Annotated in this window: 12 protein-coding genes; 7 read left to right on the plus strand and 5 right to left on the minus strand. The window is 60.4% G+C overall.

Annotation, left to right across the window (positions count from 1 at the left end):
- Positions 1-21: 21 nt before the first annotated feature.
- The 5 genes from rpmI to CLU86_RS10440 all read right to left on the minus strand — a co-directional run bounded on the left by rpmI (position 22) and on the right by CLU86_RS10440 (position 5,332).
- Positions 22-225, minus strand: coding sequence for a 50S ribosomal protein L35 (gene rpmI, locus CLU86_RS10420; protein WP_008904041.1), 204 nt, complete (start codon positions 223-225; stop codon positions 22-24).
- Between the two features lie 199 nt (positions 226-424).
- The gene (gene infC, locus CLU86_RS10425; RefSeq protein ID WP_099655979.1) at positions 425-1,030 is read right to left on the minus strand and encodes a translation initiation factor IF-3; all 606 of its coding nucleotides are present in this window, start codon (positions 1,028-1,030) and stop codon (positions 425-427) included.
- A gap of 79 nt (positions 1,031-1,109) precedes the next feature.
- Entirely contained in the window at positions 1,110-3,029 is a 1,920-nt protein-coding gene (gene thrS / locus CLU86_RS10430; RefSeq protein ID WP_099741555.1) for a threonine--tRNA ligase, read from the minus strand.
- A gap of 293 nt (positions 3,030-3,322) precedes the next feature.
- On the minus strand, positions 3,323-4,654 hold the full coding sequence (gene aceA, locus CLU86_RS10435) for an isocitrate lyase (RefSeq protein WP_099655981.1): 1,332 nt from the start codon (positions 4,652-4,654) through the stop codon (positions 3,323-3,325).
- A gap of 270 nt (positions 4,655-4,924) precedes the next feature.
- Positions 4,925-5,332 carry a gamma-glutamylcyclotransferase gene (locus CLU86_RS10440; RefSeq protein WP_099741556.1) on the minus strand — a complete coding sequence of 136 codons (408 nt, stop codon included), beginning with the start codon at positions 5,330-5,332 and terminating at the stop codon, positions 4,925-4,927.
- 28 nt (positions 5,333-5,360) lie between these two features.
- Here CLU86_RS10440 and CLU86_RS10445 point away from each other — a divergent pair, with 28 nt between their 5' ends.
- From CLU86_RS10445 to CLU86_RS10475, 7 genes are all read left to right on the plus strand, one after another.
- On the plus strand, positions 5,361-6,320 hold the full coding sequence (locus tag CLU86_RS10445) for a DMT family transporter (RefSeq protein ID WP_099741557.1): 960 nt from the start codon (positions 5,361-5,363) through the stop codon (positions 6,318-6,320).
- A gap of 221 nt (positions 6,321-6,541) precedes the next feature.
- The gene (locus CLU86_RS10450; RefSeq protein ID WP_099658705.1) at positions 6,542-6,859 is read left to right on the plus strand and encodes an SWIB/MDM2 domain-containing protein; all 318 of its coding nucleotides are present in this window, start codon (positions 6,542-6,544) and stop codon (positions 6,857-6,859) included.
- A 367-nt stretch (positions 6,860-7,226) separates the two neighbouring features.
- The gene (locus CLU86_RS10455) at positions 7,227-9,425 is read left to right on the plus strand and encodes a TonB-dependent siderophore receptor (protein WP_099655984.1); all 2,199 of its coding nucleotides are present in this window, start codon (positions 7,227-7,229) and stop codon (positions 9,423-9,425) included.
- 48 nt (positions 9,426-9,473) lie between these two features.
- Positions 9,474-10,163 carry a Fe2+-dependent dioxygenase gene (locus CLU86_RS10460; RefSeq protein ID WP_099655985.1) on the plus strand — a complete coding sequence of 230 codons (690 nt, stop codon included), beginning with the start codon at positions 9,474-9,476 and terminating at the stop codon, positions 10,161-10,163.
- Between the two features lie 101 nt (positions 10,164-10,264).
- A complete protein-coding gene (locus CLU86_RS10465; protein ID WP_099741558.1) occupies positions 10,265-11,380 on the plus strand; it encodes an alpha-hydroxy acid oxidase in 1,116 nt (371 codons plus the stop codon).
- A 160-nt stretch (positions 11,381-11,540) separates the two neighbouring features.
- Positions 11,541-11,813 carry a bacterioferritin-associated ferredoxin gene (locus CLU86_RS10470; protein WP_099655987.1) on the plus strand — a complete coding sequence of 91 codons (273 nt, stop codon included), beginning with the start codon at positions 11,541-11,543 and terminating at the stop codon, positions 11,811-11,813.
- Positions 11,814-11,914: 101 nt separating this feature from the next.
- Positions 11,915-12,607 (plus strand): energy transducer TonB, encoded by a 693-nt coding sequence (locus CLU86_RS10475; RefSeq protein ID WP_099741559.1) that lies wholly within the window; start codon positions 11,915-11,917, stop codon positions 12,605-12,607.
- The last annotated feature ends 13 nt before the right edge of the window (positions 12,608-12,620 follow it).

Genomic DNA, 12,620 nt, shown 5'->3' on the forward strand with positions numbered 1-12,620 from the left:
TACTCCTTGTTCGTCAGTAAATTAAACGCCCATGCCGGGCAGCATCTGTGAAATCGAGCCCATATTGGTCTCGTGCACAGCAACCGCACCACGCAGATGGCGCTTGTTCTTGGTGGTCTTCTTGGTCAAGATGTGACGCTTGAAGGCTTGACCGCGCTTGACGGTGCCACCTGGACGAACGCGGAAACGTTTTTTCGCGCTGCTCTTGGTTTTCATTTTGGGCATTTGAATGCTCCTTTTAGTTGTGCTCGTGAGGCGTTTGCAAACCGATCTGCAAACTTGTTGGCCCCGAGCCACTTCTACCCTGAGGGTCGCCCCTCAGGGTTTGGCGGTGCAAGCACCGCCTTTGCCAGGCGCCCCATCCTTTGACAGATGGCACACCCACAAACCTATCGAATCCGAATCACGCCAGGACGATCCCTGCTCAAGCAGGAGTACCGCCAGCGGCATTCTCCGCCGCAGGCTTTGCTGCAGCAGGCTTTTTCTTACCAGGGGCAATCATCATGATCATCTGGCGGCCTTCCAGCTTGGGAAACTGCTCGACGAGGATGGAGTCTGCCAACTCATCACGGATACGGTTGAGCAGAGCCAAACCGAGTTCCTGATGGGTGATTTCACGCCCGCGAAAACGCAAGGTGATTTTGCACTTGTCACCATCCGCCAAAAAGCGGCGAATGTTGCGCATCTTGATGTTGTAGTCGCCATCGTCCGTACCTGGACGGAACTTGACTTCTTTGATCTCGATGACCGTCTGCTTGGCCTTGGCTTCGGCAGCGCGTTTTTGTTCCTGGTACTTGAACTTACCGTAGTCCATCAGGCGGCACACTGGGGGATTGGCTGTAGCAGCAATCTCCACCAGATCCACATCCAGTTCGCCCGCCATGCGCAAGGCTTCCATCAAACTCACCACACCCAAAGGCTCGTTCTCAGGCCCAGAGAGACGAACTTCTGGGGCCATGATTTCACGGTTCAGGCGGTGTTTGCGCTCTTCACGGTGGCGACGATCACGAAATTCAGTAGCGATGGCTATCTTCCTTGAATCAAAATGCTACGAAAATTGTAGCTACACCCGCGCAACTGGCGTGCCCCAGAGCTAGATTTATTCAAAATCAGGCTTTGTCAGCAATGTCTTTGGCGATGAGTTCGATGAACGCATCCACGGACATTACACCGAGGTCACGATTGCCTCGGGCGCGCACTGCGACGGCTCCTGCCGCCTTTTCCTTGTCACCCGCGACGAGGATATAGGGCAGCTTCTGCAACGAATGCTCACGTATTTTATACGTAATCTTCTCGTTGCGCAGGTCCACGGCCACCCTAAGGCCTTGATTGGGCAGCGCTTTTTGCAGTTTTGCTGCAATTTCACGACAGTAATCGGCTTGCGAGTCGGTGATATTGAGCACCGAAACCTGCACTGGCGCGAGCCAAGTGGGCAGCGCACCAGAGTGCTGCTCGATCAAGATGCCAATAAAGCGCTCCAGACTGCCCACGATGGCGCGGTGCAGCATGATGGGCCGGTGGCGTGCGCCGTCCTCACCCACAAACTCCGCATCCAGGCGCTCTGGCAGGTTGGGGTCCACCTGGATCGTGCCGCATTGCCACGGGCGACCCAACGCATCTTTCAGCGTGTATTCGATTTTGGGACCGTAGAACGCGCCTTCGCCCGGCAGGTATTCAAAATCGCAGCCTGACGCGCGCAAGCCATCGGCCAGCGCCTGCTCGGCACGATCCCAGCTTTCTTCGGAGCCAATGCGCTTTTCTGGGCGGGTAGACAGCTTGTAAATGATGTCCGAAAAGCCAAAGTCCTTGTAGACCTTTTGCAGCAACCGGGTGAACGCCACCACTTCAGACTGGATTTGGTCTTCGGTACAGAAAATGTGGCCATCGTCTTGCGTGAAAGCGCGCACGCGCATGATGCCATGCAACCCCCCCGTGGGTTCGTTGCGGTGGCATTGGCCAAACTCACCAAACCGCAGCGGCAAGTCGCGGTAGCTCTTGATGCCCTGCTTGAAAATGATGATGTGCCCAGGGCAGTTCATCGGCTTGAGCGCGTAATCGCGCTTTTCCGACTCTGTCACGAACATGTTTTCGCGGTACTTGTCCCAGTGCCCTGTTTTCTCCCACAGGCTCTGGTCCAGAATCTGCGGCGCCTTGACTTCTTGGTAGCCGTTGTCACGGTACACGCGGCGCATGTACTGCTCCACTTCTTGCCACACCGTCCAGCCCTTGGGGTGCCAAAACACCGTACCGGGCGAGTGCTCGTCGATGTGGAACAAATCCAGCTCACGCCCCAGCTTGCGGTGATCGCGCTTTTCAGCCTCTTCCAGCATCGTGAGGTACTGCTGCAAATCGTCCTTGGACGCCCAGGCGGTGCCATACACGCGCTGCAGCATTTCGTTGCGATGATCGCCGCGCCAATAGGCGCCCGCCACCTTCATGAGCTTGAAGAACTTCAGTTTGCCGGTGCTGGGCACGTGAGGGCCACGGCACAGGTCTTCAAAGTCACCTTCGCGGTACAGGCTCACATCTTCATTACTAGGGATGCTGGCAATGATCTCTGCCTTGTAGTGCTCACCCAGGCCCTTGAAATAAGCCACAGCCTCGTCGCGCGGCAGCACCCGACGCACCACCGGCTCGTCTTTGGCGACCAATTCGGCCATGCGCTTTTCGATCGCCACCAAGTCCTCAGGCGTGAAGGGGCGCTTGTAAGCAAAGTCGTAATAAAAGCCGTTTTCGATCACCGGACCAATCGTCACCTGCGCATCAGGAAACAACTGCTTGACCGCATAAGCCAGCAAGTGAGCGGTCGAATGGCGAATGACCTCCAGGCCATCGGCATCCTTGGCGGTCACGATGGACAAGGGGCTGTCTGCCGTGATCTGGTAGCTGGTGTCCACTACCTTCTCGCCAATCTTGCCCGCCAGTGCCGCTTTGGCCAAGCCAGTGCCGATCGATGCAGCAACTTCAGCCACCGTGACCGGGCCAGGAAATTCGCGCTGCGAGCCATCAGGGAGCGTAATGTGAATCATGGGGATGTCCGTAAAGATAAGAGGCAGCGGGCAGCAAAGGCCCACAAAAAATTCAAAACAAAAAAGCGCGGAACCGGCCGCGCTTTTTGGAAGGGAGAGTGCATCTCGTACAGGCGCGAACGGCCAGCCACTAGTGGCCGGTAAGGATCTCCGTCGTAGTTCGCGGTGTCATAACCAGGATGCCTTTCTCGCTCTTGTGAATCAATCTTGCTGATATTTTAACCATCCCTTGCCAGCAGCCAGAAAAAAGCCCGGGCATGCCCGGGCTCAGATAGCGCGACCAGCCGCGCAGATCAGTGGAACTGCTCTTCTTCGGTCGAACCCGACAGGGCCTTCACGGAGGACGAGCCGCCTTGGATCACCGTGGTCACGTCGTCGAAGTAGCCTGCGCCCACTTCTTGCTGGTGCGACACGAAGGTGTAGCCCTTTTCGCGTGCTGCAAACTCTGGCTCTTGCACCATCTCGGTGTAGTGCTTCATGCCTTCGCCGTTGGCGTATGCATGGGCGAACTGGAAAGTGTTGTACCAGTTGATGTGGATGCCAGCCAACGTGATGAACTGGTACTTGTAGCCCAAAGCCGACAGGTCTTCCTGGAAGGAAGCGATCTGCTTGTCGTTGAGGTTCTTCTTCCAGTTGAACGAAGGCGAGCAGTTGTACGACAGCAGCTTGCCAGGGCAGGCAGCGTGCACAGCTTGCGCAAATTCGCGGGCGAAGCCGATGTCTGGCACGCCGGTTTCGCACCACACCAGGTCGGCGTAGGGGGCGTAGGCGACGCCACGGCTGATGGCTTGTTCCAGGCCGTTCTTCACGCGGTAGAAGCCTTCTTGCGTGCGCTCGCCGGTCAAGAAAGGCTTGTCGTTGGCATCGTGGTCGGACGTGATCAGGTTGGCGGCTTCTGCATCGGTGCGGGCCAGCACGATGGTGGACACACCCATCACATCAGCGGCAAAACGTGCGGCAATCAGCTTCTCGCAGGCTTCTTGGGTGGGCACCAGCACCTTGCCGCCCATGTGGCCACACTTCTTCACCGCAGCCAGTTGGTCTTCAAAGTGCACGCCAGCAGCGCCCGACTGGATCATGTTCTTCATCAACTCGAAGGCGTTCAGAACACCGCCGAAACCAGCTTCTGCATCGGCCACGATGGGCAGGAAATAGTCGATGAATTCCTTGTCGCCGGGATTGATGCCACGGCCCCACTGGATTTCATCAGCGCGCTTGAAGGTGTTGTTGATGCGGCGAACCATGGTGGGCACCGAGTCGTAGGCGTACAGCGACTGGTCGGGGTACATGGTCTCAGACGTGTTGCCGTCGGCAGCCACTTGCCAGCCCGACAGGTACACGGCTTCAAGGCCGGCCTTGGCTTGTTGCATGGCCTGGCCGGCGGAGATGGCGCCGAACGCGTTCACATAGCCCTTCTTGGCGCCGCCGTTGATCTTGTCCCACAGTTTTTCAGCACCACGCTTGGCCAGGGTGTGCTCGATGGGCAGCGAGCCGCGCAGACGCACCACGTCGGCTGCGGAGTAGCCGCGCTTCACACCCTTCCAGCGGGGGTTCTGGGCCCAGTCTTTTTCCAGGGCAGCAATTTGCTGTTCGCGGCTCAGTTGTTCGTTGAGGGATTGAGGCATGTGGACACTCCTGAGGTTGGTTGAAAACACCGGGCGGCTTCGCTGCTGCCCATGGAGATAACTCTAAGTCTTCTATAAGAGTTGAGCAAGCTCTTATGTCTTATAGAAGATATAAATTTTCTTGTTTTAAAACAATCACTTAGAGTACAAATATCTCAATACGAGAGTTGTTTTCTCATATTGAGAAAATTTGCGGCGTCGCACCAAACTCTTTATTTCATATTGCAAAAACATGTTTCCGCAATACAAAAAAATAGGGATCCCAAAGAGTCAGGCCTTCATCCAGTCCCCATGCACGATGCATGCCGCATTGGCAACATACCTAGGGTTGATTTCATACACAAGACAGCGCACCACCGCCCCATTGCAGGGCACGGCTACCTCGCGCTTCACATATTCATCTGTCGCGCACGGCCCCAACAAGCCTTCGATCGCATCCAGCACGGGCTCCAGTGCCGGATCCATCTGATACACCTCGCCCACTACGGGCGGGCCGCCTGCGCGCAGCAGCAGCCCCGGGTAGGCACCAAGGTGGTACAGGTCGCCGGACACATGGGCTGCGCCCACCCATTGCGGTGCAGGGTGCAGCCGCCGGATGTCATTGGCCCCACCCGCGCGCAATGTGCCATAGACAAAAACACAGCGCGCCTGCCGTGGCGGCAATGGCTCATCGGGCATGATGCGGGCTCCTTGATTTGGTGATCCGATGAGTCTAGTGCCCCACCCCAACCGCACCGTTTCCTACTTTTGCCTGGCACTCAGCATGGCCCTGGTGGGCAGCTACGTGGCACTGTCCAAGCCTCTGGCGGCCGCCATTCCGGTGTTTTTGCTGGCGTGGTTGCGCTTTGGCATCGGCGGGCTGGCCATGCTGAGCTGGTTACGCAAACCGGCGCAAGAGCCCCCGCTGAGCCCCCAAACCAAAAGACTGCTCTTTCTGGAGTCATTGCTGGGCAACTTCCTGTTCACCCTGTGCATGCTATTTGGCGTCAGCCTGACGAATGCACTCTCCGCCGGGGTGACCATGGCGGCCATTCCTGCGGCAGTGGCCGTGATGAGCTGGGCCTTTCTGCGCGAACGGATTGCCCCCCGCACCTGGGCCGCCGTGGCACTGGCTGTGCTGGGCATCGCCCTGCTTTCGCTATCAAAAACAGAGCATTCAGCGCACAGTGCCATTACCCTAGAAGGCAAAAACTCATCCGACCTGGTCTGGCTGGGCCAGTTGCTGCTGATTGGAGCGGTGCTGTGCGAGGCCGCTTACTCGGTCATTGGAAAAAAGCTCACCGGCAGCCTGGGGCCCAAGCGCATCACCTCCCTCATCAACCTGTGGGGCTTTGTGCTGGCCACTCCCCTGGGCCTGTACACCGCCTGGAGCTTCAATTTTGCACAGGTCAGCACGGGCAACTGGGTGCTGCTGGTGTTTTATGCGCTGGCCGCCAGCATGTGGACGGTGTGGCTTTGGATGACCGGGCTCAAATCGGTGCCTGCAGCGCAAGGCGGCATCTTCACCGTCATGCTGCCGGTCAGCGCGGCGCTGGTGGGGGTGCTGGTGCTGGGCGAACAACTGACGGGCATCCAGATGCTGGCGCTGGGTATTGCACTGGCCAGCGTGCTGCTGGCCACTGTTCCATCGCGCGCAGCCGCCCGGGTGGGCCGTGGGCCGCAATGACACCCTGACAGCTGGGCAGTCGCTCAAAAACAGCGCTTTGTCAAAAATTTGTCAAGCACAGGACCCCCCATCGGTGACACCGGGTAGCCCTTGCTACAAATCGAGGCAAAAAAAGCCTTTTCTCCCTTGGAAACCCGTTTTTTTCAAAGTAGCATCAGGCGGCCAGTGGGAACGCAGCTTTTCTCTGGTGAAGATTGATGTCCAAAAAGGAAAAACCCAACATGGCAACTGCAAAAAAAGCCCCGGCAAAGACAGCCGCCGCCGACAAGGCTGCAGCACCGGCAAAAAAGCGCACCCCTAACGCGGCCTTCATGAAGGCCCTCACCCCCAGCCCAGCTCTGGCTGCGGTGGTCGGTGCCGCACCGCTGCCACGCACGGAGATCATCAGCAAGCTGTGGGTCTACATCAAGGCCAACAACCTGCAAGACGCCACCAACAAGCGCAACATCAACGCCGATGCCAAGCTCAAGGAACTGTTTGGCAAGCCCCAGGTTTCCATGTTTGAACTGGCTGGCCTGATTGGCAAGCACGTCAGCTGATCGGACTCCCGATCGGTCATGCAAAAAGCCGGCTTTGCCGGCTTTTTGCTTTTAGGGCGCACAAACCCCTTCCTGGCGAACCCAGGAACCCGTTCCAAGACCTGTGTAAAGCTGTTGTTTGCAAACATCAATACAAATGAGAATGACCCTCATTTGATAGAATGTGTGACAGCCGACAATGCACAGCCATGTACAACACAGCGTAGCGCTGTGGTTCTAGCCACTGCCTCTGGTCTGCTTTGGTACGCCCACCGTTCGCTCTCCGTGCAACTGCCGTTGCAGCGCTTCGGGCCTGGGTCACACCACCCGCACCACACCATCCACGGAGGCCATCTTGGCAACAACAAGCGCACCGCGCGGCAGCAGCATGCTGCAATCCACACCATCCATCGCCCCCCAGTCCGACAAAGCCCTGCTGCCTCTGGGCGCCATGATGCTGGCCGCCTCCATGGGCAGCTGGGCACAATCCAGCGCCACCCCTGAGGTTGCCTTGCCCACCGTGACGGTGAAAGAGCAAGCCGCCCCCCAAGGCAAGGACACCCTGCTGCTCAAGCAAACCACCGTAGGCAAGGGCAAGCAAGACATCAAGGACATCCCCCAGTCCGTCACGGTGTTCACCGAAAAGCTGATGAACGACCGCAACCAGGACGACTTCCGCGAAGTGCTGCGCACCACGGCGGGCGTGACCTTCCTGGCGGGCGAAACGGGCGAGGAAGACGTGCGTCTGCGCGGCTTCTCGCTGGGCCAGGCCGGTGACATCTACAACGATGGCATGAAAGACGCCCCCCTGCTGGAGCGCGACACGTTCAACAACGACCGTGTTGAAGTGCTCAAGGGTTCGGCCTCCATGCTGTTTGGCAAGGGCTCGACCGGCGGCGTGGTCAACCAGGTGAGCAAGGCCCCCTTGCTGATCAACCAACACGAAGCCTCGTACACCTACGGCACGGGCAACACCCACCGCGCCACAGGCGACTTCAACTTCATCACCGGCGAAAACGCGGCCTTCCGCCTGAACGCCATGGTGCAGGAATCCGACAACTTCGGCGCCAAGCAAGACAAGCGCGGCATTGCGCCCACCTTTGCCTGGGGCATTGGCACGCGCGACGAATTCTCGATCGGCGCCTACTACCTGACCACCGAAGGCCGCCCAATCTACAACCACCCCTGGCGCCTGTCGGCCGACGGCAAGATCAACACCACCTTGCCTGCCCGCAACTTCTACGGGCTGCAAAGCGACTACAACAACACCGAGTCGAAGTACGTCACGCTGGGGCACATCCACCGTTTTAACGACGGCGGCGAGCTGAACACCCGCCTGCGCTGGGGCAACTACAAGCGCGACATGCTGGCCAGCACGATTGGCTTCCAGAACAGCGCCATCACGCTGGACCAGATCAACGACAGCACCGTGCTGACCCGTGGCTCCAAGGGCCGCATTGGCGAGAGCGATGTGCTGCAAGCGCAAAGCGACTACAGCAACACCTTCAACTGGGGTGGCAAGAAGCACGCCGTGCTGGCTGGCGTCGACTATTACGACGACGACGCCAAGCGCAACCAGAACTACGCCAACACCACGGCCCGCCCCACCACCATCGTGGGCGCACCCGATAACGGCGCTGCCGTGGTCGATGGCCGCACGCCCGTGCAGTGGAACACCTTCAAGTCGCGCAACCTGGGCCTGTACGCACAAGACACGATGTCGTTGACCGACACGCTGAAGCTGGTGGGCGGCCTGCGCTATGACGACTTCAAGAACTCCTACCGCAATGCGGCAGGCTCCGTGACCAACGAAGTCTCCGACAGCCTGGTCAGCCCCCGCGTCGGCCTGATCTTCCAGCCCAACGAACTGTCTTCGTACTACGTGTCGTACGGCACTTCGTACAACACCTCGGGCGACACGTACCAGTACGGCATCAACCTGAGCAGCGCCACCAACCGCACAGCCGCCACGCCGCCCGAGAAGAGCCGCAACATCGAAATCGGCAGCAAGTTCGAGCTGTTTGAACGCCGTGCCCTGCTGGGTGTGGCCATGTTCTACAGCGAGAAATACAACGAGCGCAACACCGACCCTGACACCGCCGCTGCGCAAGAGCTGCTGTCGGGCAAGCGCCACGCCACGGGCATGGAGTTCAACCTGGCTGGCCGCATCTCGCCCCAGTGGGAAGTGTTCTGGAACCACACCTGGATTCCTGAAGCCAAGATCGACCGCAGCAATGTGGCCCTGGCCGCCAACGGTGGTGGTGCACAAGTGCAAGGCGACCGCCCTGGCCTCACCCCCAAGCACAGCGGCAGCGTGTGGAGCACCTACGCCATCACCTCCAAGATCCGTGCGGGCGCTGGCGTGACCTACCGTGGCAAGCAAAACCCCGAAGGCTCGCGTGCGGTGTACGCCAGCGGCTTCGGCGTGATCGATGCCATGGTCGAGTACGCTATCGACGACAAGACCTCCGTCAAACTCAACGTGAACAACCTGTTTGACAAGGTCTATGCCGACTCGCTGTACCGCGGCTTCTACGTCCCTGGCGCCGCCCGCTCGGTCCAGCTCACCCTGAAGACCCGCTTCTGATCCGCAGTCCAACCCGCTGCCTGTAAAGCCTGCAACCACCTGCACACCATGTTCCTGCACATCCAGAACGTTCTGACCCCTGAGGAAATCGCCTTTTTCAGGCAATCGCTCGGCGCAGACGCCCCCTGGGTGGACGGGGCACGCAGTGCGGGTGGGCAGGCCTTGCACCAGAAGAACAACCTGCAGCTGTCGCAAGCCAGCGAGCTGTCTGCCCAGCTGCAGGCCAAGGTCAAGGCGGCCGTGCACCGCAGCGCCCTGTTTTTTTCAGCGGCATTGCCACGGCGCATCTTCAACCCGCTGTTCAACAACTACGGCGACGGCGCCAACTATTACGGCAACCATGTGGACAGCGCCGTCATGCACTCCAAGGCCGATGGCTGCTGGGTGCGCAGCGACCTGTCTTGCACCCTGTTTTTGACCGCGCCCGAAGACTACGACGGTGGCGAGCTGGTCATTGCCCAGGCCCTGGGCGAAAAGCGCATCAAGCTGCCCGCAGGCGACCTGATTCTTTACCCCAGCAGCACCGTGCACCAGGTCTCGCCCGTCACACGCGGGCACCGCATCTGCAGCTTCTTCTGGGTGGAGAGCATGGTGCGCGGACTGGAGCAACGCCAGTTGCTGTTTGACATGGACATGGCCTTGCTCAAGCTGCGCCAAAGCGTGGGCGAGACCGACCCTGCAGTGATTGCGCTCTCCGGCACGTACCACAACCTGCTGCGCATGTGGGCCGATGTGTGAGGGCCATGGCACCATCCCCGAATGGCATCTGCCCCGAATCACTCCTTATTTGATAGCACCTTGCGCTTACAGAACAAGCGCCAGGTGCTTTTTTCATTGCAATGACCCACTCCCCCGCACTGCAAAAGGTTCCACCCACCGTGGTGTCCCTGGCCGACCACGAACAGCACGCCCGTCAGCACCTGGACGACAACGCCTGGGCCTACTTCAGTGGCGGCGCGGCCGATGAGATCACCCTGCGCGCCAACCGCAGCGCGTGGGACGCCCTGACCCTGTGGCCGCGCGTGCTGCGTCCCCTGGCGGGCGGACACACCCGCGTCAGCCTGCTGGGCCGCACGCTGGCGCACCCCATCTTGCTGGCCCCCATTGCGTTCCAGCGCATGGCCCACCCCGACGGCGAACTGGCCACCGCCTACGCCGCCGCCGCGCTGGGCGCGGGGCTGGTGCTCAGCACCCAGGCCAGCCTGCCGCTGGAGCCCATCGCGCAAGCCGTGCTCAGCGACCCAGGGCGTGGGCCGCTGTGGTTTCAGCTGTATCTGCAGCACGACCGGGGCTTTACCCAGGCCCTGGTGCAACGCGCCGAAGCCGCAGGCTACGAGGCCCTGGTGCTGACCGTGGACGCCCCCACCAGCGGCATCCGCGACCGGGAGCGCCGTGCCCACTTCCACCTGCCGCCCGGCATCGGCCCGGTGAACCTGGCCGGCCTGCAGCCCCCGCCCACCCTGGCCCTGCAGCCCGGGCAAAGCGCGCTGTTCGATGGCCTGCTGCACCAAGCCCCCACCTGGGACGACATCGCCTGGCTCAAATCCATCACCCGCCTGCCCGTGCTGCTCAAAGGCGTGCTGCACCCGGCCGACGCTGTCCAGGCGATGGCGGTGGGGGCCGACGGGATCATCGTCTCCAACCACGGTGGCCGCACGCTCGATACCGCACCGCCCACCGCCCTGGCCCTGCCCCGCATTGCACAGGCCGTGGCGGGCGCGGTGCCGGTGCTGGTGGATGGCGGCATACGCCGGGGCACCGATGTGCTCAAAGCCATGGCGCTGGGTGCCAGCGCGGTGCTGGTGGGCAGGCCCGCCGTGCACGGGCTGGCCCATGCAGGCGCAGCGGGGGTCGCCCATGTGCTGCGCCTGCTGCGCGATGAGCTGGAGGTGGCCATGGCTCTTACAGGCTGCAAAACCCTGGCAGATGCACCGGCAGCCCTGTCGGCAGACTGATGGGCAGACTGCTGGGCCGCCATTGAACAGGCGCAAGACCCTGTTGCAAAGCGGCTTGCGCATTGTCAACCCCACAGGCGCAAGGGAATGCATTGCAAATGCGATGGATTCGTATTTATAATTCGGTCATTACCAACAGCCAGCTACTCTGCTTGCCGCCATGATCGTCTGCGTATGCCGCCGAGTTTCGGACCGAGAAATTGCCCGCCACGCCCGGGCGGGTCTGAGCTTTGACGAAATCCAGTTCGAGCTGGGCGTTGCCACCCAATGCGGTCGCTGCGAAAGCTGCGCCCGCGATGTGGTGGCGCAATGCAGTGCTACCCATCCGATTGCTGCGGTGCACAATGAATCCGTGCCGCAGACGATCCAGCTTGCCAGCTCCATCACGGAAAGCAAGGCATGGACCTCCTCTCTACACTCGCAGGCAGCCTGATCCTGGTGGCGGGCTCCGCCTGGTGGATCTTTCGCAAATAAAATCAAAGGTCATTTAGGCCTCTAGCGCTTATTCTGTAAGCGCTAGCAGCTATCATTTTTATGTCGCAGCCTGATCGTTTTGCCCCTGCCGGGGGCTTGAGTCGCAACACCGTCATCGTCAGCAGCGTCGTGCTCTTTCACGTGGCTGCCATCTGGGCCCTGCAGTCGGGCTTGGTGCGCAAGGCGGCAGAGATCATTGTTCCTGCCGAACTGCTCAGCGAGTTCATCAACCCGCCGGCCCCCAAAGTAGCGCCGCCACCGCCCAAGCCCGCGCCGACCCCGCCTGCACCCAAAACAGCCCCCAAAGTGCAAGCCCCCAAGCCAGCGCCCATGCCGCTGGCCATCAACGACCCCACCCCAGCGCCTAATGCGCCCACCGGGGCCACCACGCCGCAGCCCCCCGCGCCCCCCATTACCGAGCCCGTGGCCGCCGCGCCTGCAGCGCCGCCCGCACCACCGGCCCCGCCCAAGATCGAGCTGCCGTCGAGCGATGCCGCTTACCTCAACAACCCTAAGCCCAGCTACCCCGCCATTAGCAAGCGCATGGGTGAGCAAGGCAAGGTGGTGCTGCGCGTGCTGATCGGCACCGACGGCACGCCCCAGAAGGTGGAAATCAACAAGTCCAGCGGCTACGAACGCCTGGACCGCCAGGCCCAGGAAGCCGTGATGCGCTGGCGCTTTGTGCCCGGCAAACGCAACGGTGTTCCCGAAACCATGTGGAACCTGGTCCCCGTCAATTTTGTTCTCGAATAATCATCAGGAGTTT

This window comes from Acidovorax sp. 62 (genome assembly GCF_002754495.1).
Classification (GTDB): domain Bacteria; phylum Pseudomonadota; class Gammaproteobacteria; order Burkholderiales; family Burkholderiaceae_C; genus Acidovorax.

What these genes read in the sequence shown, in the direction of transcription:
- rpmI (WP_008904041.1), bottom strand. Translation starts at nt 225, where the DNA reads ATGCCCAAAATGAAAACCAAGAGCAGCGCGAAAAAACGTTTCCGCGTT.
- thrS (WP_099741555.1), bottom strand. Translation starts at nt 3,029, where the DNA reads ATGATTCACATTACGCTCCCTGATGGCTCGCAGCGCGAATTTCCTGGC.
- aceA (WP_099655981.1), bottom strand. Translation starts at nt 4,654, where the DNA reads ATGCCTCAATCCCTCAACGAACAACTGAGCCGCGAACAGCAAATTGCT.
- CLU86_RS10440 (WP_099741556.1), bottom strand. Translation starts at nt 5,332, where the DNA reads ATGCCCGATGAGCCATTGCCGCCACGGCAGGCGCGCTGTGTTTTTGTC.
- CLU86_RS10445 (WP_099741557.1), top strand. Translation starts at nt 5,361, where the DNA reads ATGAGTCTAGTGCCCCACCCCAACCGCACCGTTTCCTACTTTTGCCTG.
- CLU86_RS10450 (WP_099658705.1), top strand. Translation starts at nt 6,542, where the DNA reads ATGGCAACTGCAAAAAAAGCCCCGGCAAAGACAGCCGCCGCCGACAAG.
- CLU86_RS10455 (WP_099655984.1), top strand. Translation starts at nt 7,227, where the DNA reads ATGCTGCAATCCACACCATCCATCGCCCCCCAGTCCGACAAAGCCCTG.
- CLU86_RS10460 (WP_099655985.1), top strand. Translation starts at nt 9,474, where the DNA reads ATGTTCCTGCACATCCAGAACGTTCTGACCCCTGAGGAAATCGCCTTT.
- CLU86_RS10465 (WP_099741558.1), top strand. Translation starts at nt 10,265, where the DNA reads ATGACCCACTCCCCCGCACTGCAAAAGGTTCCACCCACCGTGGTGTCC.
- CLU86_RS10470 (WP_099655987.1), top strand. Translation starts at nt 11,541, where the DNA reads ATGATCGTCTGCGTATGCCGCCGAGTTTCGGACCGAGAAATTGCCCGC.
- CLU86_RS10475 (WP_099741559.1), top strand. Translation starts at nt 11,915, where the DNA reads ATGTCGCAGCCTGATCGTTTTGCCCCTGCCGGGGGCTTGAGTCGCAAC.